General features: G+C 68.0%; 22 protein-coding genes. 15 read left to right on the forward strand and 7 right to left on the reverse strand.

Annotated features, from left to right (window positions below):
* Both VHB27_RS21210 and VHB27_RS21215 read left to right on the forward strand, forming a co-directional pair.
* Positions 1-2,403 (forward strand): hypothetical protein (locus VHB27_RS21210; protein WP_325604318.1); only part of this gene is annotated, 2,403 nt, incomplete at its 5' end.
* 158 nt (positions 2,404-2,561) lie between these two features.
* Positions 2,562-3,059, forward strand: coding sequence for a hypothetical protein (locus VHB27_RS21215; protein ID WP_325604320.1), 498 nt, complete (start codon positions 2,562-2,564; stop codon positions 3,057-3,059).
* Positions 3,060-3,063: 4 nt separating this feature from the next.
* Here VHB27_RS21215 and VHB27_RS21220 read toward each other — a convergent pair whose 3' ends face one another.
* Positions 3,064-3,657 (reverse strand): glutathione S-transferase N-terminal domain-containing protein, encoded by a 594-nt coding sequence (locus VHB27_RS21220; protein ID WP_325604322.1) that lies wholly within the window; start codon positions 3,655-3,657, stop codon positions 3,064-3,066.
* A gap of 14 nt (positions 3,658-3,671) precedes the next feature.
* Positions 3,672-4,400 (reverse strand): hydroxyacylglutathione hydrolase, encoded by a 729-nt coding sequence (gene gloB / locus VHB27_RS21225; protein WP_325604324.1) that lies wholly within the window; start codon positions 4,398-4,400, stop codon positions 3,672-3,674.
* A 98-nt stretch (positions 4,401-4,498) separates the two neighbouring features.
* Here gloB and VHB27_RS21230 point away from each other — a divergent pair, with 98 nt between their 5' ends.
* Positions 4,499-5,209, forward strand: coding sequence for a methyltransferase domain-containing protein (locus VHB27_RS21230; protein WP_325604326.1), 711 nt, complete (start codon positions 4,499-4,501; stop codon positions 5,207-5,209).
* 12 nt (positions 5,210-5,221) lie between these two features.
* Here the strand turns inward: VHB27_RS21230 and flgH are convergent, their stop codons facing one another.
* The 3 genes from flgH to flgG are packed head-to-tail and all read right to left on the reverse strand — an operon-like array spanning position 5,222 to position 7,709.
* Positions 5,222-5,956 carry a flagellar basal body L-ring protein FlgH gene (gene flgH, locus VHB27_RS21235; RefSeq protein ID WP_325604328.1) on the reverse strand — a complete coding sequence of 245 codons (735 nt, stop codon included), beginning with the start codon at positions 5,954-5,956 and terminating at the stop codon, positions 5,222-5,224.
* Positions 5,953-6,918, reverse strand: a complete 966-nt coding sequence (gene flgA / locus VHB27_RS21240) for a flagellar basal body P-ring formation chaperone FlgA (protein ID WP_325604330.1) — start codon at positions 6,916-6,918, stop codon at positions 5,953-5,955. Before flgA ends, flgH begins: the two co-directional genes overlap by 4 nt.
* Positions 6,919-6,923: 5 nt before the next feature.
* Entirely contained in the window at positions 6,924-7,709 is a 786-nt protein-coding gene (gene flgG, locus VHB27_RS21245; RefSeq protein ID WP_325604332.1) for a flagellar basal-body rod protein FlgG, read from the reverse strand.
* A gap of 178 nt (positions 7,710-7,887) precedes the next feature.
* Here flgG and VHB27_RS21250 point away from each other — a divergent pair, with 178 nt between their 5' ends.
* Complete coding sequence (locus VHB27_RS21250; RefSeq protein WP_325604334.1) at positions 7,888-9,177, forward strand: MFS transporter; 1,290 nt, start codon at positions 7,888-7,890, stop codon at positions 9,175-9,177.
* A 10-nt stretch (positions 9,178-9,187) separates the two neighbouring features.
* On the opposite strand, the gene VHB27_RS21255 is transcribed toward VHB27_RS21250, so the two are convergent.
* Positions 9,188-9,931: a flagellar hook-basal body complex protein gene (locus tag VHB27_RS21255; protein WP_325604336.1), complete on the reverse strand. Its 744-nt coding sequence runs from the start codon at positions 9,929-9,931 to the stop codon at positions 9,188-9,190.
* 166 nt (positions 9,932-10,097) lie between these two features.
* On the opposite strand from VHB27_RS21255, the gene VHB27_RS21260 reads away from it, so the two are divergent.
* From VHB27_RS21260 to VHB27_RS21290, 7 genes are all read left to right on the forward strand, one after another.
* Positions 10,098-10,607 carry a flagellar basal body-associated FliL family protein gene (locus VHB27_RS21260; protein ID WP_325604338.1) on the forward strand — a complete coding sequence of 170 codons (510 nt, stop codon included), beginning with the start codon at positions 10,098-10,100 and terminating at the stop codon, positions 10,605-10,607.
* A complete protein-coding gene (gene fliM / locus VHB27_RS21265) occupies positions 10,604-11,659 on the forward strand; it encodes a flagellar motor switch protein FliM (protein WP_325604339.1) in 1,056 nt (351 codons plus the stop codon). Before VHB27_RS21260 ends, fliM begins: the two co-directional genes overlap by 4 nt.
* A 42-nt stretch (positions 11,660-11,701) precedes the next feature.
* Positions 11,702-12,124 (forward strand): DUF6468 domain-containing protein, encoded by a 423-nt coding sequence (locus VHB27_RS21270; RefSeq protein WP_325604340.1) that lies wholly within the window; start codon positions 11,702-11,704, stop codon positions 12,122-12,124.
* Complete coding sequence (locus tag VHB27_RS21275) at positions 12,117-12,812, forward strand: MotE family protein (RefSeq protein WP_325604342.1); 696 nt, start codon at positions 12,117-12,119, stop codon at positions 12,810-12,812. The genes VHB27_RS21270 and VHB27_RS21275 overlap by 8 nt, the downstream gene beginning before the upstream one ends.
* A gap of 43 nt (positions 12,813-12,855) precedes the next feature.
* The gene (locus tag VHB27_RS21280) at positions 12,856-13,224 is read left to right on the forward strand and encodes a chemotaxis response regulator CheY (RefSeq protein WP_413788637.1); all 369 of its coding nucleotides are present in this window, start codon (positions 12,856-12,858) and stop codon (positions 13,222-13,224) included.
* 115 nt (positions 13,225-13,339) lie between these two features.
* A complete protein-coding gene (locus VHB27_RS21285) occupies positions 13,340-13,897 on the forward strand; it encodes a protein phosphatase CheZ (protein WP_325604346.1) in 558 nt (185 codons plus the stop codon).
* The gene (locus VHB27_RS21290) at positions 13,894-16,923 is read left to right on the forward strand and encodes a hypothetical protein (RefSeq protein ID WP_325604348.1); all 3,030 of its coding nucleotides are present in this window, start codon (positions 13,894-13,896) and stop codon (positions 16,921-16,923) included. Before VHB27_RS21285 ends, VHB27_RS21290 begins: the two co-directional genes overlap by 4 nt.
* A gap of 236 nt (positions 16,924-17,159) precedes the next feature.
* Here VHB27_RS21290 and VHB27_RS21295 read toward each other — a convergent pair whose 3' ends face one another.
* Positions 17,160-17,552 carry a VOC family protein gene (locus VHB27_RS21295; RefSeq protein WP_325604350.1) on the reverse strand — a complete coding sequence of 131 codons (393 nt, stop codon included), beginning with the start codon at positions 17,550-17,552 and terminating at the stop codon, positions 17,160-17,162.
* A 287-nt stretch (positions 17,553-17,839) separates the two neighbouring features.
* Here VHB27_RS21295 and speD point away from each other — a divergent pair, with 287 nt between their 5' ends.
* From speD to tilS, 4 genes are all read left to right on the forward strand, one after another.
* Positions 17,840-18,310, forward strand: coding sequence for an adenosylmethionine decarboxylase (gene speD, locus VHB27_RS21300; protein WP_325604352.1), 471 nt, complete (start codon positions 17,840-17,842; stop codon positions 18,308-18,310).
* A gap of 74 nt (positions 18,311-18,384) precedes the next feature.
* Positions 18,385-19,254 carry a polyamine aminopropyltransferase gene (speE, locus tag VHB27_RS21305; RefSeq protein WP_325604354.1) on the forward strand — a complete coding sequence of 290 codons (870 nt, stop codon included), beginning with the start codon at positions 18,385-18,387 and terminating at the stop codon, positions 19,252-19,254.
* Positions 19,255-19,311: 57 nt separating this feature from the next.
* Positions 19,312-20,223, forward strand: coding sequence for a tetratricopeptide repeat protein (locus tag VHB27_RS21310; protein WP_325604356.1), 912 nt, complete (start codon positions 19,312-19,314; stop codon positions 20,221-20,223).
* Positions 20,224-20,272: 49 nt separating this feature from the next.
* Positions 20,273-20,942, forward strand: a 670-nt coding sequence (tilS, locus tag VHB27_RS21315; RefSeq protein WP_325604358.1) for a tRNA lysidine(34) synthetase TilS, incomplete at its 3' end; no start/stop codon positions are given.

A 20,942-nucleotide genomic window follows, 5' to 3' on the forward strand; every position in this document is an offset into this window, starting at 1 on the left:
GTCACCCCGAGCGTGGTTGGGCAGATCGACGCCGCACTCGGCGCCGTGGCAAGCGCGGCCCAGCTTCCGTCCGATCTGGCGGAAACGCTGGCGCGTGCCGTCACCGAACGGGTCACCCCGAGCGTGGTTGGGCAGATCGACGCCGCACTCGGCGCCGTGGCAAGCGCGGCCCAGCTTCCGTCCGATCTGGCGGAAACGCTGGCGCATGCCGTGACCGAACGCGTCACCCCGAGCCTCGGCGCGGCGGCAGATACCTTGGCGATGGCCGAGACGCGCCTGGTCGAGCAGGAAGCCCGATTGGACTTGGCGGGGCGCCGCGCGGCGGAAGCCTGCGAAACGGCAGCCCAGGCGCTGACCGCTGCCGAGGAGCGCCAATCCGGCTCGCTCCACGCCATCCCGGCCGACGCCGAGTTGGAGATCCGCATGGCGGAGGTGCTGGCGCCCCTGGCCGCCGCCGCGCAATCCAGCGTCGAAGCCCTGACAGGCGCCACCGAGACGCTGACCGCGCGCACTGCAGAAACCATGGCACAGGTGCCGGCCGCGCTCGCTGCCGCCGGGGACGCACTCGTGTCTCGCACGGCCGAGGCGACGGCAAAGATTCCGGCGGCGACGGCCAGCCTGACGGCCGCCGCCGAAGCCGCTGTCCAGACCGTGACCGAAGCCGCCACCGCGCTGCGCAACGATGGTGCCGCCCTGGAGATCGCCAGCCGCAATACCGCCGCGACCCTGCTGCACCAGGTCGAGACGCTGTGCGCATCCGGCCAGGCGATCACTGATGCCGACCGCGAGGCGATCACCGGCATGATCCGCGATCTCGGCACCGCCGTCAGCCAGCTATCCGGTTCGGCGAGCGATACCAGCCGCGGCGTCGAAACCCTGAACGCTGCCGCTGAGCGCATCGTCGCCGCCGGAGAGGGCGTGATCGAGCGCCTGGCCGATAATGCCAGCTTCGGTGAAGCGGCAATCCAGGCACTGCCCGCCATCGCGGAGGAGGTCGACGCAGTCACCGCCAAACTGAATGGCGTCGCGGTCTCCCTGACCGCCGCGCCGCTGGAGCTGGAACGGCAGAACCAGCGTTTCGAAGCCACAGCCGCCTCGATCGAGGCACGGATTGCCGCCATCCCGGGCAACCTGCCCGACACCGCGAGCCGGCTGGAGGCGATCGCACCGCAACTCGACGCATTGGGCCTTCGCTTGGAGCATCTGGCCGAACGGTTGCCGACGGAGGTGACGGACCAGGTCCGGCAGGCTATCCCCGCGACCCTGTCGGACGCCGTGATCCGGCTGGATGCGGCGGCGCCGCGACTGGATGAGCTTGGCATCCGGCTGGAAGGGATGGCCGAGGGCCTGCAGCGCGCCCTGCCCCAGACGCTGGACGCGATGACGCCGAAGCTGGATCAACTCGACATGGCGAGCGGACGGCTGGAGACGCTGGCCGCGCGCATCCCGTCGGAGATCGGCGAGATCCTGGGCCAGACGATCCCGCCTGGCCTACCCGAGGCAGCGGCGCACCTGGAAGCTATGGCGCCGACTCTCGCCGCCGTCGCACAGCGGCTGGAGACCTTGGCCGAGCGCCTGCCCGGCGAACTCGCCGGCTCCGTCAGCCAGGCGATCCCGTTCGGATTGCCTGATGCCGCCGCCCGCCTGGAGGCCGCCACGCCGGCGCTCGACAACGTCGCACAGCGGCTGGAAACCCTGACGGTTCGGCTGCCGGTCGAACTCGCGGAACAGGTGCGGGGTGCGATCATCCCGGCGCTCCCAGACGCCGCCTTCCGTCTGGAAGCAGCGACGTTGCGACTGGGGGAACTGGACCTGCTTGGCCAGCGGCTTGAAGCGGTGGCCAACCAGCTTTCCGGTGATGTCACAGCGCGCATTCCAGCCTCGCTGACCGATGCCGCCGACAAGCTCGACGCGGCCGGCATGCGGTTGGAGACGACCTTGGCGCGGCTGCCGGGACAAGAGGCGCAGGATACCCTGGCAGTGGCCCTGACCGCCCTGACCGGAGACATCGGCGAGGCCGTCAAACGGGTCGAAACCGCGCTGACCGATCATGACGGTGCCTTGACCTCCCTGATCGGTGCCATGCACCGCGTGCAGGACGCCGCCGTCGAGGTCCAGGCCGTTCAAGCCCAGCCGATCCTTGACGAGGAGGGCGCGCTCGGCGCCACCCTGACGCATCTGGACGGCGTCACCGACCAGGCCGAACGGCTGCTGCGGGAAACCGAGGCGCTGGCGGAGGCGGTAATAGCGGGACGGGTGCCGGCTTTGTCTTCGGTGCTGGCGGATCGCGCGCCGGTGCTGTTGGCGCGGGTCGAGGCAGCGGCGCGCCGCCTGCGCTCTGCCGCGACCGCCCTGGCGATCGCCGGCGACGGCCCGGCGGACGCACAGCCGGTGTCGGCATAAGGCCCGTGGTGCATCCGATCGTGTGTTTCGCCCTGAAAAATCAGGGCGATTCACCAAGCCTTAATCTTGGCGGGCTAGGGTTGCCAAGCCGGGACGATTGGCAAATCCACTGGCAAATCCCGGTTTGTATGGTTCTCACGCGGCACTAGGGTTTCACGATGAGCGAGGCACCGCAGTCACACGAGACGGCACTGACGACGACCAGCATGATGATCGCGGCCTATCGCGCCGCACGGCTGAACCAGCGCCCGACCCAATGGCCGACGCCGGCTGCGGACCCGGCCGGCGGCATGACGATGGAGGGGGAGACAGTCCATATCGCCTCCGGCGACATGGGGGACCCCAACCTCTCCACGTCATGGCCGGGTTCGGTGCGACCAGAGGGGGAAAGCGAGAACATCTCCAATGACCGGGACGAGCCCGGTCATCGCGCAGAGGATGCGGCCCCGGTTGCCACAGCGCCCGGCCTGTCCGCGATCGGCCTCGGCCCCAGCATGCTGGTCCGGCTCAACCAGCTCGGCCTGCGCACAGTCCAAGACATCGCCCTCAGCGAACCGGACGACCTGCGGACCGCGCTCGGCAGCGCCAGCCGGCTGCTGGACATCGAGGGCTGGATCGTCCGCGCCCGCCAGCTTCAGTCGGCGTACGCGGCCTGATCCGTCAACCCGGGGCGGTCTCGGCGATGCCCTTGTTCCGCACGAAGCTCTCATACCAGGCGGCCAGCTTCGCATGCCCCGGACGCCACGGCTCGTCGGCATAGCGGAAGTCCAAGTAGCCCAGCGCACAGGCGACCGTGATGGAGCCGATGTCCACGTGGCGGTGAGGCGGATCAGCCTCCAGCACGTCGACCGTGCGGCGGATCACCGTCTTGTAGCGGGCGATCAGTGCGTCGCGGGCGGCTTCCTTGGGCTTCTGCAACTCGCCACGGCCCGGAACCGCCGCATCCAGGATCCCATCCCCCAGCGACTGGAACTTCAGGGCGCGCCAGCGCACCGCCCCGATCTCGGGGAACAACGGCAGGGCATCGCCCAGGCTGTCGAGGTATTCGCAGATCAACTGGCTGCCGAACAGCGACATCCCATCATCCGTCACCAGGCACGGCACTTTCGACAGCGGGTTGTCCGCCACCAGGTCGGCGGGCGACTCATGCGGGTTGGTCGCATGCTTCTCGATCCGGCCATCCAGGCCTCGGATGATCGCGCACGCCATGACCTTCCGGACATACGGGCTCGTCGGCGAATAGTACAGCTTCATACGGGACACCCCTCTCAGAACTTGTCTTTCTTGGTCCGGACCGCGGCGAACGAGGCCACGTCCGGCGCGAGCAGGAACGGATTGGCCTTCAGCTCCTCCCCCAGCACCGAAGGCACGCTCGGTTGCCCGGCGCCGCGCAACTGTTCCACCTTGGCGACGAAGGCATGCAGCGCGTGGTTGTCCGGATCGACGGACAGTGCGAAGCGAGCGTTGCTTTCGGTGTATTCATGACCGCAACAGACCAGGGTCTCGGGCGGCAGGGCCGCAAGCTTGCGCAGGCTGGCGAACATGTCGGCGGCGGTGCCTTCGATCAGCCGGCCGCAGCCCAGGCTGAACAGCGTGTCGCCGGACAGCAGCACCGCGCCGTCGGGGAAGAAGAAGTTGATCTGCCCGATCGTATGGCCGGGCGTCTCGATGACCCGGCCTTCGGCGTCGCCCAGGCGCACGGTGTCGCCTTCCTTCACCGCCTCGTCCAGCGCCGGCAGCCGGTGTCGGTCCGCCGCCGCGCCCACGACCTTGCAGCCGGGGAAGCGCGCACGCACGTCGTCGACGCCGGCGATATGGTCGGCGTGGTGATGCGTCAGCAGGATGACGTCCAGCCGCCCGCCGGCCTTTTCCAGCGCTTCGATGACCGGTTCCGCCTCGGCAGGGTCGACGATCGCGGTGGCACCGCTGCCGCTATCGCGCAGCAGCCAAGCGTAATTGTCCCGCAGAATGGGGACCGGAGATGCTGTGACGGTCATGGCTTGATCCTGTGTCCCACGTTCCGTGGCGTCAGATGTGAAAGCCTAGCATCGCTTCATTCGATCGGGAACAGGCGGCCATGCTATAGGATGGTCACATGACCGCGGACGCACATTTCGCCGCCCAGTTCTACGGCTCGGCTCGCGGAGCCGTGACCGCGCGCGTGGTGCGCGAACGGGTCGGCGCGATCTGGCCGTCAGCCAAGGGCGAAGCTGTGCTGGGGATCGGCTACGCGATCCCCTATCTGCGGCTCTGGCACGACGAAGCCCGCCGCTGCGTCGCCGTCACCCCGGCTCAGTTGGGGGCGGTCCGCTGGCCCTCGGGCACGGCGAACCTGTCCTGCACGGCCGAGGAAGACAGCCTGCCCTTCGCCGATGTAACCTTCGACCGCGTCCTGCTGGTCCACGGGCTGGAGGTCGCGGAGAGCGCCCGCCGCCTGCTGCGGGAGGCGTGGCGCGTGCTGAAGGACGACGGCCGGCTGATGATCGTCTCGCCCAACCGGGCGGGGATGTGGGCGTATTGGGATGGCACGCCGTTCGGGCATGGTCAGCCTTATTCCGCGGGGCAACTCAACCGGCTTCTCGCCAACGGCCTGTTCCGCGTGGAACGGCGAGAGGCCTGCCTGTGGATGCCGCCGGCGCAGTTGCGCATCCTGCTGCGGAGCGCCCCGCTGTTCGAGCGGGCCGGCCGCAAGATGGCCCCCGGCCTGGCCGGCGTGCTGGTGACCGAGGCGGTCAAGGATGTCTATGCCGCCATGCCCATCAAAGCCGTGCCGCGCCGCCGCCTGGTGCTGGCCGACGCGGCATAGCCAGACGCCGCATCAGAACGGCAGCAGAATGTCCATCATCTGCTGGCCCCAGCGCGCCCTCTGCAAATCGGTCAACTGCCCGCGCCCGCCATAGGAAATCCTGGCCTCGGCCATCCGGTCGTGCAGGACGGTGTTGTCGGAGGCGATGTCCTGCGGGCGGATCACGCCGGTCACGTGCAGCTCCCGCAACTCCCCGTTGACCATGAACTCCTGCCGCGCTGCGACCACCAGGTTGCCGTTGGGCAGCACCTGGGTGACGATCCCGGCGAGCCGCAGGGTCACCGCCTCATTGCGTTGGATCTGGCCCGTGCCGGTGTTGTTGTTGCCGCTGGAGATCGACATCAGCTTCGACGGGTCGACGATCGACTTGGGCAGCATCGTCTCCAGCCCGTAGAAGTTCGGCAGCCCCTGCGACTCGCCGCTGGATCGGGTGGTCGACGTCACGTTCTTGAGGTTGGCATTGTCGTTCATGCTCACCAGCACGGTGACGATGTCACCCACCTGGGCCGCCCGCTGATCCTTGAAGAACGCCCGAGAGCCGGAGCGCCACAATGCGTTCGCCTCGTTCGGCGCCGGTTCGCGGGCGGGCATCGGCATGGTCAACGGCCGCCACGTCGGCTCCTTGGTGGGGTCGGAGGTTGGGGTCATGGTGGGATCGCGCCCGACCTCGGACAGCCGGGACAGCGTGCCGCAGCCGGCCAGCAGTACGGCCGACAACGCAAGGACCGGCAGCGCAAGTGGCTTCATGGCGTGCGCATCCGCCGGTCGAAGCGGGCCGGCAGTGTCGATACGACGGCCCCGGGCACGACGCGGACGCGGTCCGGGCCGACCACGTCGGCGTAGACGAAGTTGCGGGAATTGACGTTCTGGACGCGGATGCGCTCGCCTTCCGCACCGTCGTCGATGGCGGTTGCCTCGGCGCTGACGGTCAGGCCGCGGTCGCTCAGCTCCATCCGCACCAGCGCGCCACGCTGCACCAGCGGCGGCCGCATCAGGTCCGCCAGCCGCAGCGGCTGGCCGGCGACGAGCGGGTGGCGGAGCTGCATCCCGACTACCTGGTCGGCCGAGACCACCGGCTGCTCCGGCACCCGCGATGCGCGGATCCGTGCCGGCTTCACGTCATCGGCACGCAGGATCGTATCGGGCAGCAGACGGGTGACCGCGACCATCGCCGACGCCATCGGCTCCGCCTTGCCGCTGATCCGAGTGGACAGCGCGTTCATCGTTTCGCCCGTAACCGTCAGCGCGGCGGTGAAGCGCCCGGTGTTGGGATCGTAGTCCAGTTGCGAGACGGCGGCGGACACGGATGCATCCACCGGAACCATCGGCGGCACGAAACCGGGGATGTCGATATCGATATCGTCGCTGGCGCCGGTGGCTGTGATGGCGGCCTTGACGGCATCGACCGCCTCCTCCTGACGCAGCGGTCGGCCGGGCCATTCCAGCACCGAACGGTCGGCTGACGACACCGACCGCCAGGGGACGTCGAACTGCCGGGCGATGGCGTTGAGCTGGGCGGCCTCGACGACGATCCGGTCGCCCGGCGCGGGACCGGGTCCCAGCGCGCGGTCGGCGTTGGGACCGGCGTCGTCGAACAGGTCGTGCAGGTATACCACCGGACCGTGCAGCGTCGTGACGCCGCGTAACGACGCCGCCAACGCCGGCTGGCAAGCGCATGCCGCGAGGCCGGCCAGGACCAGGCGCTTCATGCGCATCACCGCAGGTTGGTCAGCGTGGACATCATCTCGTCGCTGGCGGTGATGACCTTGCTGTTCATTTCATAAGCGCGCTGGGCCGTGATCAGGTTGGTGATCTCGGTCACCACGTTGACGTTGGAGGTTTCGATGAACCCCTGCATGACCGTGCCGTATCCGGCGGTGCCGGCATTGCCGACGACCGGCGCGCCGGACGCCGCGGTCTGCGCGAACAGGTTGCCGCCCTGGGAGTCGAGGCCCGCCTCGTTCGGGAATACCGCGAGCTGGATCTGGCCCACGGTCTGCGGGGCGGTCTGGCCCGACAGCGTGACCTGCACCTGGCCGGAGGTATTGATCGTGACGCCTGTGGCGTTGGCGGGGATCTGGACGCCGGGCTGAACCGTGTATCCATCCGCGGTGACGATCGTCCCGTCCGCGGCCAGGGCGAATGTCCCGTCACGCGTATAGGCGGTGTCGCCGCTCGGCGTGGTGACCTGGAAATAGCCGTTGCCCTGGATCGCGAGGTCGAGCGTGTTCGAGGTCTGCTGCAGGTTCCCTTGCTCGTTGATCCGGTAGATCGCCGCCGTCTTGACGCCCAGGCCGACCTGCGCGCCGGACGGCACGACGGTGCCGCTATCGGAACTGTTCGCCCCCACCCGCCGCAAGTTCTGATAAATCAGATCCTGGAACTCCGCTCGGCGGCGCTTGAAGCCGGTCGTCGTCATGTTGGCCATATTGTTGGAAATGACCTCGACATTGGTCTGCTGCGCCTGCATCCCGGTGCCGGCGATATCGAGTGAGCGCATGGAAATCGGCCTTCTTGAATTCTTACGCGAAAGTAATCTCGTGACGTCGAAACGGATGTCCCTGCGTCTGTCTAAGGCCAAACCCTTTCCAAATCCTTACCGCCCATCATGGAGGCTGGACAGCGGCTGCCCTGGCCGTCAAGTTCGCGCCAACGATCGGAACGGAGGGCGCCGGGACATGGATGACACGACCACCTCGATACCGGAGGTGAGGCCGCCGGGCGTGTCCCCGATGCGCGCTTTCTGGGCGGCCTGGGCGGGATGGATGCTGGATGGCTTCGATACCAACATCTACGCCTTCGTGCTGGTGCCGGCGCTGACCGAGCTGCTGCGGAACGACGGCATGGTGGTGGACAAGGCGCATATCGCGCAGTTCGGGGGGTTCCTGTTCTCGATCTTCATGGTCGGCTGGGCGTGCTCGATGTTCTGGGGCTGGCTCGCCGACCGGATCGGCCGGGTGAAGGTCATGTGCCTGACCATACTGCTGTATTCATTCGCCACCGCGCTGTGCGGCGCGGCCTGGAGCCTGTCATCCTTCGCCGTGTTCCGGCTGCTGGCGGGTTTCGGGATCGGCGGCGAGTGGGCGGCGGGCACGCCGATGCTGCAGGAATCGGTGCCCGAACGCCTGCGCGTCCGCTATGGCGGGCTTTTGCACACCGCGACGCCGACCGGCGGGTTCCTCGCGGTGTGCGCCTCGTTCCTGGTGCCCTATATCGGCTGGCGCGGCGTGTTCTATCTGGGCGTGGCGCCATCCCTGCTGACGATCTGGCTGCGCCGCGACGTGCCGGAGCCGGAGGCGTGGCGGCAACGCAAGGTCGCCTCGGCCATCGGCGGGATCGCGCCGCTGTTCCGGGGCGAACAGGCGCGCACCACCTGGGCCGCGGCCGGCATGCTGGCCTGCATCATCTTCGGCCTGTGGTCCTGCACGTTCTGGGCGCCGACGCTGGTGGTGACGAAACTGACGGCACGGGGCGTGCCGTTCGCCCAAGCACAGCACACCGCCTCGGTCAGCGGGCTGCTGCTGAATGGCGGGACGATGGTGGCGTGCGGACTGATGCCGTGGATCGCGACCGGGATCGGGCCGCGGCGGCGGGCCGCGTTCATCTTCTTCATGGGCTCGATGATCTCGGTCTTCGCGGCCTACATCATCGCGGCAGAGGTGCTGGACAGCGTCACCCTCTTCCTTTGGCTGCAGGCCCCGATGGGCTTCTTCACGGTCGGCGTGTTCGCGCTGTTCACGCTGTGGCTGCCGGAGCTGTTCCCGACGGCGCAGCGGTCGTTCGGGGCGGGGTTCGCGTTCAGCCTGGGGCGGTTGCTGGGCGCGGTGGGACCGACAGTGGTCGGTGCGGTGGTGGCGGTGACCGGGTCCTTCCCGGTGGCGATCACCGCGGTGTCGGTGATCTACCTGCTGGGCCTGCCCGCGATCGCGGCGGCGCCGGAGACCGCGGGGAAGCCGTTGCCGGCGTAACCGTCCGGCATCAGCTTCCGTTCTGCGGAAGCAGCTTCTCGATCGCGTTCTGCTGGCGGTCGCCTTCCGCCTGGACCAGTTGGGTCAGCATCTGGAACTGACGCTCATTGTCCATCATGCGCGTCAGCTCCAGCACTGGCTGGACGTTGGAATCCTCCATCGCCCCCTGTACGATCGACGGCGTCGTCACCGGCGTGGTTCCGTCATCAACACGAAAGTTCGCGGACCCCTCGGCCTGCATCTTCGCCGGTACCTTGGGCACCACGACGCCGACCTTGCCGACCTGCCCGTTCTCGGTCGAGATGGTCCCGTCGCCGGCGATATGGACCTGCGTGTCGCTGGGGGAGAGCTGGATCGGGCGACCATCGGTTCCCAGCAGTGCATTGCCGGCGCTGTCGGCGATCGTGCCGTCGGGCATCAGCCCGAAGCGCCCGTCGCGGGTCAGGCGGACGCCGTTGGGCGTGCTGATGGAGAAATACCCGTCGCCGGTGATGGCGAGGTCGTACGGGTTGCCGGTATGGGTGACCGTTCCTGGTTGGGTTTCCCGCCATGTCGCGCGATCCTGCGGATAGATCGTCGGCTTGCTGCCCTGCGGGCCGTCGACGCCCAGTCCGGGATCGATCCAATCGCTGAACTGCACGCGCGTCGTCCGGTAGCCCGGCGTGTTGGCGTTGGCGATATTGTTGGCGGTGACTTCCATCATACGCTGCTGCCCGAGCAGGCGGGCCGTGGCGAGAGACGTGGTGATGTCCATTAAGGGGTGATATCCATTAAAGGGTGATATCCAGTGAAATGACATGCCGGATATGAAATGCCCCGCCAGTCTAAACATCTTTCGACTGTATAACAACATATTCTTCGTGGTCCCCGGCCGGGCGGCATAAACCATTTGTTAACCCGTTCCTGCCACCGTGCCGGACATGAGTTCCTCACCCGTCACGGAAGACACGGAAGACCCGCCTGAGACCGCCGCCGAACCGGCGCCGAAGCGGGGGAAGCGCAAGCTGGTCATGATCGCGGTCCCGGCAGCGCTGCTGCTGGCCGGCGGGGGCCTGTGGTTCTCCGGCCTGCTGCCGTTCGGCCATGCGAGGCCGGCCGACCAGGTCGAGGCCGAAAAGATCGAAGCCCCGGTCTACGTCGACGTGCCGGAACTGGTGGCCAATCTCAATACCGGTTCCCGCAAAGCCAGCTACGTGAAGATGACGGTCCGGATCGAGGTCCTGGGCAACAGCGACGCCGACAAGGTGCGCGCCGCCATGCCGCGCGTGCTGGACGTCGTACAGACCTATCTGCGGGAGATGCGGCCCGAGGAGCTCCGTGGTTCCGCAGGCGTCTACCGGTTGCGGGAGGAACTATTGGTCCGCACCAACGCAGCCGTTGCGCCGGCCAAGGTCAACGACATCCTGTTCACCCAGATGCTGATCCAATGAGCGAAACGGAAGAACCATCGGACGAGGATCTCGCCGCCGCCTGGGGCGCATCGGTCGACTCCGGCGGCCTGGACGCGGCCCGCACGCTGAACCAGTCGGAGATCGACAACCTCCTGGGCTTCGAGAAGGACCTGCCGCCTGCCGAGGCGCTGTCCGGCATCGAGCAGATCATCAACTCCGGCCTGGTGTCCTATGAACGCCTGCCGATGCTGGAGATCGTGTACGACCGGCTGGTCCGCTTCATGTCCACCAGCCTGCGGCAACTGACCTCGGACAATGTCGAGGTCGGGATCGACAACATCATCTCGTTGCGGTTCGGCGACTATCTGAATTCCATCCCGCTGCCGGCGATGCTGGCCGTGTTCAAGGCGGAGGAGTGGGACAATTACGGGCTGATGGTCATCGATTCGGCGATGATCTATTCGATCCTGGACGTGCTGCTGGGCGGCCGCAAGGGCACGCCGGTGATGCGGATCGAAGGCCGCCCCTACACGTCCATCGAGCGCATGCTGGTCGAGAAGGTCATCCACGTCATCCTGGCGGACCTGTCCAGCAGCTTCGATCCGATCTGTCCGGTCACCTTCAAATACGAGCGGCTGGAAACCAATCCGCGCTTCGCCTCCATCAGCCGCCTGTCCAACGCGGCGATCCTGGCGCGCCTGCGCATCGACACCGAAGGACGCGGCGGCAGGATCGAACTGCTGCTGCCATACGCCACGCTGGAACCGGTGCGCGAATTGCTGCTGCAGCAGTTCATGGGCGAAAAGTTCGGCCGCGATACGATCTGGGAAAGCCACCTGATCGCCCAGCTCTGGGACACCGAAGTCGAGCTGTCCGTGGTCCTGGACGAATACCCGATCCGGCTGTCCAAGGTGATGGAGCTGAAGCCCGGCGACCAGATCACGCTGAACGTCGAAACCGGCGGGCTGGTCGCGGTGCGATGCGGGCAGGTGAAGCTGTTCGACGGGCGCGTCGGGCAGAAGAACAACAACATGGCGGTCAAGATCGAAAGCGACCTGGTGACCCAGGCACGCTCCGGTCTGCCGATGTAGCCGCTTACCTTTCTTTAACGTTTATCGGGCAGGGTTTGGCGCATGGAATGGGCTCTTGAACTCGTGCTGGCCGGGTTGCTGCTCGCGACCTTCCTCCAGGCCTTGCGGCTGGAGCGTTCCCTGTCCGCGATGAAGCGGGACCGCGGCGAGTTGGAAGGGCTGATCAGCGGGTTCAAGGACAGCACGCGCCAGGCGGAATCCGGCATCCAGAAGCTGCGCGCCCTTACCGACGGCGCCGGCCGCAAGATGGACGCCCAGATCGCTCGGTCCACGGAACTGCGCCAGGAACTGGCGGCGCTGATGGAACAGGCGGAGCGTGTGGCCCAACGGCTGGAGGAGCACCTGCCGGTGTCGGTGCTGGCACGAGAGCCGTTGCGCGCGGAACGACGCCCATCCCGAGCGGAGGAGAACCACGCGGCGGAGATGGAGCTGCTGGCGGCGCTGCGGCGGCGCAACCATGGCTAGGCTCCGCTTTCCCCGCCTGCTGCCGATGACGATGACGATGATCGTGGTCGTCATCGTCGCCAAGGCCGGCATCCTGCTGCACGCGGTGCTGACGGACGGGCCGCCCGCGGCGACCCTGCTGACGGCGGCCCATGCCGCCGATCACCTCCAGGAATCGCCCAAGCCCGTGCCGGTGACGCCGAAGCCCGCGCAGCCGCCTGCGGCCGCCAACCTGAACGCCGTGCCGAAGTCCGACCCGGATGCCGTCAGCGACGGCGAAAAGGCCCTGCTGCAGCGCCTGCGCGACCGCCGCCGCGAACTCGACGCCCGCGCCAGCGCGATCGACGACCGCGAGGCGGTGCTGGGCGCCGCGCAGCGGAAGCTGGATGCGCGGGTGAACGAGCTGAAGTCATTGCAGAAGAAACTGGAAAACCTGGACACGGCGCAGAAGCAGAAGGAAGACGCCGGCTGGCAGAGCATGGTGAAGCTCTATGAGGCGATGAAGCCCCGCGAGGCCGCGGCGATCTTCAACGACCTGTCGATGCCGGTGCTGCTTCAGGTGATGGACCGGATGAAGGACGCCAAGGCGGCGGCGGTCCTGGCCGCGATGAATCCGGACAAGGCGCGCGACGTCACGTCGGCGCTCGCGCAGATGCGGACCGGCCGCGACGCCGAGGCGGCCGAAGGCGCGAAATCCGTGGGTGGTTAACGACGGTCAACAAGGAGTCTCTCGCATGTCCATCGACAAGTCCATGAACATCCTGATCGTGGATGATTACAAGACCATGCTGCGGATCATCCGCAACCTGCTGAAGCAGATCGACTTCAATAACGTCGAGGAAGCCACCGACGGCACCGAGGCGCTGGCCAAGCTGCGTTCCGGCAATTTCGGCCTGATCATCAGCGACTGGAACATGGCGCCCATGACGGGACTGCAACTGCTGCAGGAAGTGCGGGCCGACAGCCGCCTGAAGAACACGCCGTTCATCATGGTGACGGCAGAAAGCAAGACCGAGAACGTGGTGGCGGCGAAGGCGGCGGGCGTGTCCAACTATATCGTCAAGCCCTTCAACGCCGAGACGCTGAAGGACAAGATCGAGAAAGTCCTTGTCCATGCCTGACGCGCTTCCCGAACATCATATGCCCTGGCATGACACACCCCGACAAGGGGCCGTCGAAGCGCTGAAACACGAGTTGCAGGCCATCCGGGCGCGGCAGCCCTCGCCGGAACCTGACATGATAGCGGAGGTCGTACGTGCCGTGCTGACAACGATTGGTCTAGATCTATCCGCCAAGGAAGCCTCTCTGTTGCGGGAGGTGGAGGAGCTTGGGCGCACGATCGCCGTCGCCAAGGTCGAAATCGCCGCCTTGCAGGTTGACGACATCAAGGACCGCGACATCCCCTTCGCCACGGACGAACTCGACGCCATCGTCGCGCACACCGCGCAGGCGACGGACGCGATCCTGGAAAGCTGCGAGATGCTGGATGCGGTCGCGGGCAAGGTCGACGGCGAACCCGCTGCCACGCTGCAGGCCGCGACGACGCGGATCTATGAGGCATGCAGCTTCCAGGACATCACGGGCCAGCGCATCACCAAGGTGGTCACGACGCTGAAGACGATCGAGGGCAAGGTCGCCCACATCATCCGCACCTTCGGCCGGGACGACATCCAAGCGCCGGTCCGGCAACCGGAGGCGACAGGGACCGAGGCGGATTTGCTGAACGGACCGCAGCTTCCGGCGAACGCGATGGATCAGTCGGACATCGACAAGCTGCTTTCCAGTTTCGAATGAAACGTCTTGCCGCGCTGCTCGGCATCGGGGCGCTGCTGGCGGGACAGGCGAGCGGACGGGCCGCCGACGAACCGAAGGCCCCGCGAAACGCGGGCGCCCAACGGGTGGCGGTGCAGGCCGAGGACCATACCAATTTCGGCCGCCTGGATGTCACGGTGCCCGGCAGGGTTCGGTACCGGATCGAGCGCGACGGCGACCACGTGTCGATCCGCTTCGATGCAGGTACAAAACTGTCGGATCCGGATCGCCTGCCGCGCAACGTCCTGGCGGCGAAGGCTTCGGGCGCCATCCTCGACCTGACGCTGGCGCGTGGCGCGTCGGTGCATCCGCGACGGGACGGCGGGCATGTGCTGTTCGATGTCTTCGACGTCCCGGCTGCGGCGAAGCCACAGGCGATGACGGGTCCGAAGCCGGCAGCCGTGGCTGCGGCGCAGCCGATGTCGAGCTTCGCGACGTCGCCCGAACTGGGCGGCCGTGCCGCGAAACGGAGGGTCGCGACGGCGGCGAAGGCCGAGGCACCCGTCACGCCGCCCCCCTCGCCTGCGCCCTCGCCTGCGCCCTCGACGGCACCCGCGGCGGCACTCCAATTGGCGCCGGCGCCGGTGATGCCCGTCCAGGCGGAGCCGGCGCCACCCCCGACCAGGGCTGCCACCCTGCCAACTCCGCCTGTCCAACCGCCACGTCTGCCGCGGGACGAGAAGACCGCGACCGTCGGCCGCGACGTCCTGCCCGGCGACCGGCCGCCATCCGACCTGATCGCACGGCGCGTGCGGATGCCGCCGGATGCGGTCGGCACCGCCATCCTGCTGCCGTTCGACGCGACCACGGGCGCGGCTGCGTTCCAGGTCGGCGACGTCGCCTATGTCGTGTTCGACCAGCGCCGCCAGGTGTCGCTGTCCCTGTTGAGCGACGATCCCCTCTTCCACGGCCTGGCGATGCGGCTGCTGCCCGCCGCCACCGTGTTTCAATTGCAACTGCCGCCAAACCAGCACCTTGCCCTGGGCCTTGTCCCGCAAGGCTGGCGGCTGATCGCGCTGCCGGCGACGGAACGCCGGCAGGCGATCACGCCGACGCCCGACAAGGACCAGGTCATCTTGCCGGCGGACCTGCCCGGCTCCGTGGTGACGCTGGCTGATCCCGATACCGGCGCCACGCTGCTGATCGGCACGCAGCGGCGACCGGGCCAGGCGGTGCTGATCCCGCGGCGGACGACGCAATTCATCCTGCGTGCCGCGATCCAGGGCATCGTCGTCGAACCGCTGGCGGACACGCTGCAGATGCAGGCGGCGGGGCAGGGCTTCGCGCTGTCGAGCACCGCGGGCCGGCTTGCGGTCTCGCCGGAGACCCCTGCCACGCAGGCCAGTATCGCGGCAGCGCACCTCTCACGCGCGACGGACCTGCCGGCCATGCGGCCAAAGACGTTGCTGCGGCGGATCGGGCAGCAATTCCTTGCCGCCGGCGCCACGCCGCCGCTGTCACGCGGACCGCTGCGCCGTGCCGCCGCCGAGAGCCTGATGTCCCTGGGCTTTGCCGCCGAGGCCGACGGGCTGCTGCAACTGGCCACGGCGCAGGACCCGCAAGAAGCCGACCGTCCCGCCACCAAGGCACTGATGAGCATGGCCGCGCTGCTGGCCGGCCGGCCGGCCGAGGCGGATGGTCTGGACGATCCGCGCCTGGCTGGCATCGATGAAATCGATTTCTGGAAAGCGGTGCGCCAGGCGATGGCCGATGAAGGCTCGCCTCCCGCGGCGGCCGTCTTCGCCACCACCGGCCCGCTGGCCACCGCCTATCCCAAGCCGATCGCCGAACACCTGCTGCCGCTCGTCATCGAAACGATGCTGCTGGGCGGCGAGATCCAGTCGGCCGAGCGCCTGATGGACGCGCGGCCGAACGATCCCAGGCTGGCCTATGCCCGTGCGCTGCGGCGGCAGGCGGATGGCGACACCGACGGCGCCCTGGCGATGCTGGACCGGCTGGCGCAGGGCCACGACCAGTTCGACCGGTTGCGCGGTCCGGTGCATGCGATCGAACTGCGCCTCAAGACGGGGCGCATCACCGCGGCGCAGGCGGCGGACGGGCTGGACAAGCTGCTGATCGCCTGGCGCGGCGACGACCGGGAACTGGCGTTGCGCGAGCGGATCGCCGACCTGCGCGGGCGCAGCGGCGCGTGGCGCGTCGGCCTGGGCATCCTGCGGGACGCGGAAAAAGACTTCCCCGAACGCGCCGCCGCCATCCGTGACCGCTTGCAGACGATGTTCGGGGCCATGATGCGCGACGGCGGCGGATTGTCGGTCACGCCGCTGGATTTCGTCGCGACGGTCGATGAGAACGTCGACCTGATGCCACGGTACGAGAACGATCCGGAGGTGCAGCAGGCGCTGCTGGACCGTTTGATGGCACTCGACCTGCCTGACCGAGCGATCCCGCTGCTGCGCAAACTACTCGCCGGCGCGACGACCGAGGTCGCCAAGGCGCGGTTCGGCGCCACCCTGGCCGTGCTGCAGGATCGGGAGGGACACGGTGCCGACGCGATCGCCACGCTGGACGCGACGGAAACCGGCGACGCGCCGCCCGAACTGGCGGAAAGCCGCATCCTGACGCGCGCCAGCGCGATGGCGCATGGCGGTGACCGGGCGGGGGCCATCGCGCTGCTGGCAAAGCTTGCCACGCCGGGCGCGGCGGCGCGGCGCGCGGACCTGCAGGAACAAGGCGGCGATTGGGCAGCGGCCGAGGCGGCGTGGCGCGACGTGCTGACGACCTCGGCAGTACCGGCGTCCGGGCCGGTCAGCGCAGCGATCACGCATACGCTGTTGCGCCTGGCCGCCGCGGCATCCCGGGCGGGTGATGACGCGGCGTTGCTGGCGCTGCGGCAGGCGTGGATGGACAGGCTGGCGCCGGGACCGGATGCCGACGGGTTCCGCCTGCTGACCGATGAACCGGTCCGCTCGACCGACGACCTGTCGCGGTCGAAGGAGGATGTCGGCCTGGCCGCTTCGTTGGCCGCGGCCGGGAAGACGGTCCGGTAGCAAGGCATCAAATCCAATTCGGCAACGTCTCACCGGGTCCATACCGGCGGTTGGCTATCTCTCCGGACAGCGGACGACCTCGTCCCGTGCATGACAGGAGAGCAAGCGATGGCCACCTTGCTATGACGAAGACTTCCCCTTGGCGGCGGCGAGGGCGGCCCAGGCCGCATCTTCCGTTTCAAATGAGACAACCGGACGGCGAAGGCTTCTACATCCTGCCGCCATGCTGATCCGCGCTAGACCGGTTCATGGCAGCAGACACAGAGTTTGTTGCCATCCGGGTCGCGGAAATACGCGCCATAGTAGTCGGGGTGATAACGCGGCCGCAGGCCCGGCGGACCCTCGCAGGTTCCGCCCGCCGCCAGCGCCGCGGCGTGGCACGCATCCACGGTCGCGCGGCTCTTTGCCAGCAGCGCGATCATCTGCCCGTTGCCGGGTGTCGCCGGCTCACCGTTGAAAGCGCGTCCGATCAGAAAAAAAGGCCGCTCCGCGCTGGGTTGCTGCCAGCCGGCCCAGGGTACATCCGGATCGGCGAATTTCAGGTCCAGGCCCAGGACGGCCATCACATCCGAATAAAAGTCGAACGCAGGTTCGAACGCGGTGATCCCGACGAAGACGTGCGACAGCAAGGGCCCCTCCCGCTGCAGGTGACGGTCATGCGCTGGTCCGCCGGACAATACACCGTTTTCGGCACCCTGCGCACCTATCCGCGTCCTGAGTTGGCGGGGCGCCGCCGCGCCGGTCGAACACGGATCACATCCCATGCGGTCCCGTCATGCCATCCGCCAAAAAAGATGCTTGCGCTGACGAAGGTTCACCATCATATGTGCCCGCCTTGGCCCCAGGGGACGTAGGCGCGGGCAGGGTTTCGCGCGTACGGTCCAACAGGCCGTCTACTGGTAGGAAGGGGTACGCGATGAACGCACTCAGCCCACTGGGGATGGTCTCGGAACTTCCGAGCAGCAACCAGATTTCGTCAGACGCTGAGCGGAACGCCGGGGTCAGCACAGAACAGAAGGACTACTTCGTCGAGAAGGACGGGGTGAAGTTCGCCGGCACGCATCTGCTGGTCGATCTGTGGGGCGCCAGCAACCTGGCGGACCCCGAACATATCGATCGCGCGCTCCGGGCCGCGGCGGATGCCGCCGGGGCGACGATCCTGCACGGGCATTTCCACCATTTCTCGCCCAATGGCGGCGTGTCCGGCGTGCTGGTGCTGGCGGAGAGCCACATCTCCATCCACACCTGGCCGGAGCGGGACTTCGCGGCGATCGACATTTTCATGTGCGGCGCCTGCAACCCGTATCACGGCATCCCGGCGCTGAAGGAGGCGTTCCGGCCCCAGTCGATCAACCTGGGCGAGCAGCGCCGCGGCCTGGTGATCTGACGCACTCCACGACATTCCAAACATGACGGCTCGGCCTTCACGGTCGGGCCGTCCGTTTATGGGGCGAACCGGCGATGCCGACCGATAGCTGGATCAACGAAACGCTCTACCCCGAATGGGGCCAGCGCTTCCGGGTGAAACGCGAGCTCGCACGCGTGAAAAGCGACTTCCAGGACATTGCGATCTTCGAAAGCTACACGCATGGCCGTGTGATGGTACTGGACGGCGTGATCCAGATCACCGAAGGCGATGAGTTCGTCTACCAGGAGATGCTGACCCACGTCCCGCTGCTGGCCCACGGCGAAGCGGCCAACGTGCTGATCATCGGCGCGGGCGACGGCGGCGTGCTGCGCCGCGTCCTGCTGCATCCGAACGTCAAGCGCGCCGTGATGGTGGAGATCGACGGCGAGGTCATCCGGCTGGCGAAGGAATTCCTGCCGAAGATCGCCGGCGACGCCTGGAACGATCCGCGCGCCCAGGTCATCGTCGGCGACGGCATCGACTATGTGAAGAACGCGCCTGACAACGCGTTCGACGTCATCATCGTCGACTCGACCGATCCGATCGGCGTGGGCGAGGTGCTGTTCACCGATGATTTCTATCGCAACTGCGCCCGCATCCTGACCGCGCGCGGCCTGATCGTGAACCAGTGCGGCGTGCCCTTCATGCAGGCCGATGAGCTGCACGACACCAGCGCGCGGCGGCGCCGGTTCTTCCCGCATGTCACCGCTTACGTGGCGGCTGTGCCGACCTATGTCGGCGGGTTCATGACGCTGGGCTGGGCGGCCAAGGACGCCGCGCTGGCGGCCACGCCGATCGATACCATCCACGCGCGGGCGCAAGCGGCGGGGCTGCTGGGGGCGACGGAATATTGGACGCCGGAGATCCATGCCGGCGCGTTCAATCTGCCGCCCTATATCGCGCGCCATCTGCCCCCTGCCTGACGGCGGCCGCGCGCTACGCTAAGCTCGCCTGGTCAGCATTCCTTCGAGGGACTCCGTATGCGGCTTCTGCTTCGCTCCGTCCTCCTGGCGACCGCCATCTGCTCGGTCGCGCCACCCCTGGCGCTCGCCCAGATCGACAGCCGGGAGGGGATCGCGCTGCAGAACCAGATCTACCAGTTGCGGAACGAATTGCGGCAGTTCGAGCAACAGGGCGGCGGCAGCCAGGGGTCCCAGCAGCCGGCGCCGCGCTATAGCGGCAACACCAGCGACGTGCTGACGCAGTTGCTGACCCGGGTGGACACGCTGGAAGAGCAGGTTCGCGATCTGCGCGGCCGTGTGGACGAGATGCAGAACCAGGTGCAGCAGCAGTCGCTCGACCTGAACAAGAAGATCGACGACCTGAAGTTCCAGCTCCAGAACGGCCAGGGCGGACAGGGGGCCAGCGGGCAAAATCTTGGGCAGGCTCCCGGACAAGGCTATGGCCAGACGCCGCCCCAGCAATTGACCTCGCCGCCGCCCCAGTCGCTGTCGCTGAACCCCAGCCCGCCGCCGCCTCCGGCAGCGCCGCCGGCCCAGCGGGCGCCGCGCACGCCGGAGATGGCGATGCAGGAAGGCTATGCGGCCCTCGCCCGCCATGACTATCCGGCAGCCGAGTCAGCGGCGCGGGAGGTGCTGGCGAACCGCACGTCGCCGCGCGCCTATGACGCGAAGCTGCTGCTGGCGCAGGCGCTGGAAGGCGAGCGGCAGTATCCCCAGGCAGCCGTCGCGTTCGACGATGCCTACAACGCGTCGCGGAAAGGGTCCCATGCGCAGGACGCGCTGGTGGGCCTGGCTTCGTCGCTGACGGCGATCAAGGAGAACAAGGCGGCCTGCGATACGCTCAGCCGCCTGCGCGCCGACTATCCGCAGATCCGTCCCGACCTGCGGCAGAGCGTCGCGTCGGTCGGCCAGCGGGCGGGTTGCCGTTAGCGCCGGGAAGGACAGCGCGGGAGAGCTTCCCGCCCTGTTCGCCGACACGATGGTTCGGCTTGGTCCGTTCGGACCTTGTCCCCGGATTGCCGCCGCCGTCTCGGGCGGCGCGGACAGTTCGGCGCTGGCGGTGCTGGCGCGCGACTGGGTGCGCGGGATGGGCGGGTCGCTGGACGCACTGATCGTCGATCATGGGCTGCGCGTTGAGTCGGCCGCGGAAGCCGCCCTGACGCGCGACCGCATGATGGCACTGGGCATCCCTGCCCGCATCCTGACGCTGACCGGCCTGGCGCGTGGGCCGGCCCTGGCGGAGCGGGCCCGCCGGGCGCGGTACGAGGCGCTGGCGGAGGCCTGCCGCCAAGCCTCCATCCGCGATCTGCTGCTGGGGCATCACGCCGGCGACCAGGTAGAGACCGTGGCGATGCGGGTGCTGCGAGGCACGCGGAACGACGGCATCGCCGGGATGTCGGCGGTGCGGGAGGTCCAGGGCCTGCGGCTGCTGCGTCCGCTGCTGTCCGTGCATCCGGCACGGCTGCGCGAATTCCTGACGCGCCGGGGCGTCGAGTGGGTCGAGGATCCCTCCAATCGCGACCGGGTGGCGCTGCGGCCCCGGCTGCGGCAGGGGCTGGCGGCCGCGTCCTGGGATCGGCTGCTGCCGGCGATCGCCCTGGCCGGGGAGCGGCGGGCGCGGGACGATGCGGCCATCGCCGCCGCGCTGT

The organism is Rhodopila sp. (assembly GCF_035548235.1).
GTDB lineage: Bacteria > Pseudomonadota > Alphaproteobacteria > Acetobacterales > Acetobacteraceae > Rhodopila.

Bases quoted from the DNA above. Each gene is read 5' to 3' on its own strand.
- VHB27_RS21215 (WP_325604320.1), top strand. From the start codon at position 2,562: ATGAGCGAGGCACCGCAGTCACACGAGACGGCACTGACGACGACCAGC.
- VHB27_RS21220 (WP_325604322.1), bottom strand. From the start codon at position 3,657: ATGAAGCTGTACTATTCGCCGACGAGCCCGTATGTCCGGAAGGTCATG.
- gloB (WP_325604324.1), bottom strand. From the start codon at position 4,400: ATGACCGTCACAGCATCTCCGGTCCCCATTCTGCGGGACAATTACGCT.
- VHB27_RS21230 (WP_325604326.1), top strand. From the start codon at position 4,499: ATGACCGCGGACGCACATTTCGCCGCCCAGTTCTACGGCTCGGCTCGC.
- flgH (WP_325604328.1), bottom strand. From the start codon at position 5,956: ATGAAGCCACTTGCGCTGCCGGTCCTTGCGTTGTCGGCCGTACTGCTG.
- flgA (WP_325604330.1), bottom strand. From the start codon at position 6,918: ATGAAGCGCCTGGTCCTGGCCGGCCTCGCGGCATGCGCTTGCCAGCCG.
- flgG (WP_325604332.1), bottom strand. From the start codon at position 7,709: ATGCGCTCACTCGATATCGCCGGCACCGGGATGCAGGCGCAGCAGACC.
- VHB27_RS21250 (WP_325604334.1), top strand. From the start codon at position 7,888: ATGGATGACACGACCACCTCGATACCGGAGGTGAGGCCGCCGGGCGTG.
- VHB27_RS21255 (WP_325604336.1), bottom strand. From the start codon at position 9,931: ATGGACATCACCACGTCTCTCGCCACGGCCCGCCTGCTCGGGCAGCAG.
- VHB27_RS21260 (WP_325604338.1), top strand. From the start codon at position 10,098: ATGAGTTCCTCACCCGTCACGGAAGACACGGAAGACCCGCCTGAGACC.
- fliM (WP_325604339.1), top strand. From the start codon at position 10,604: ATGAGCGAAACGGAAGAACCATCGGACGAGGATCTCGCCGCCGCCTGG.
- VHB27_RS21270 (WP_325604340.1), top strand. From the start codon at position 11,702: ATGGAATGGGCTCTTGAACTCGTGCTGGCCGGGTTGCTGCTCGCGACC.
- VHB27_RS21275 (WP_325604342.1), top strand. From the start codon at position 12,117: ATGGCTAGGCTCCGCTTTCCCCGCCTGCTGCCGATGACGATGACGATG.
- VHB27_RS21280 (WP_413788637.1), top strand. From the start codon at position 12,856: ATGAACATCCTGATCGTGGATGATTACAAGACCATGCTGCGGATCATC.
- VHB27_RS21285 (WP_325604346.1), top strand. From the start codon at position 13,340: ATGATAGCGGAGGTCGTACGTGCCGTGCTGACAACGATTGGTCTAGAT.
- VHB27_RS21290 (WP_325604348.1), top strand. From the start codon at position 13,894: ATGAAACGTCTTGCCGCGCTGCTCGGCATCGGGGCGCTGCTGGCGGGA.
- speD (WP_325604352.1), top strand. From the start codon at position 17,840: ATGAACGCACTCAGCCCACTGGGGATGGTCTCGGAACTTCCGAGCAGC.
- speE (WP_325604354.1), top strand. From the start codon at position 18,385: ATGCCGACCGATAGCTGGATCAACGAAACGCTCTACCCCGAATGGGGC.
- VHB27_RS21310 (WP_325604356.1), top strand. From the start codon at position 19,312: ATGCGGCTTCTGCTTCGCTCCGTCCTCCTGGCGACCGCCATCTGCTCG.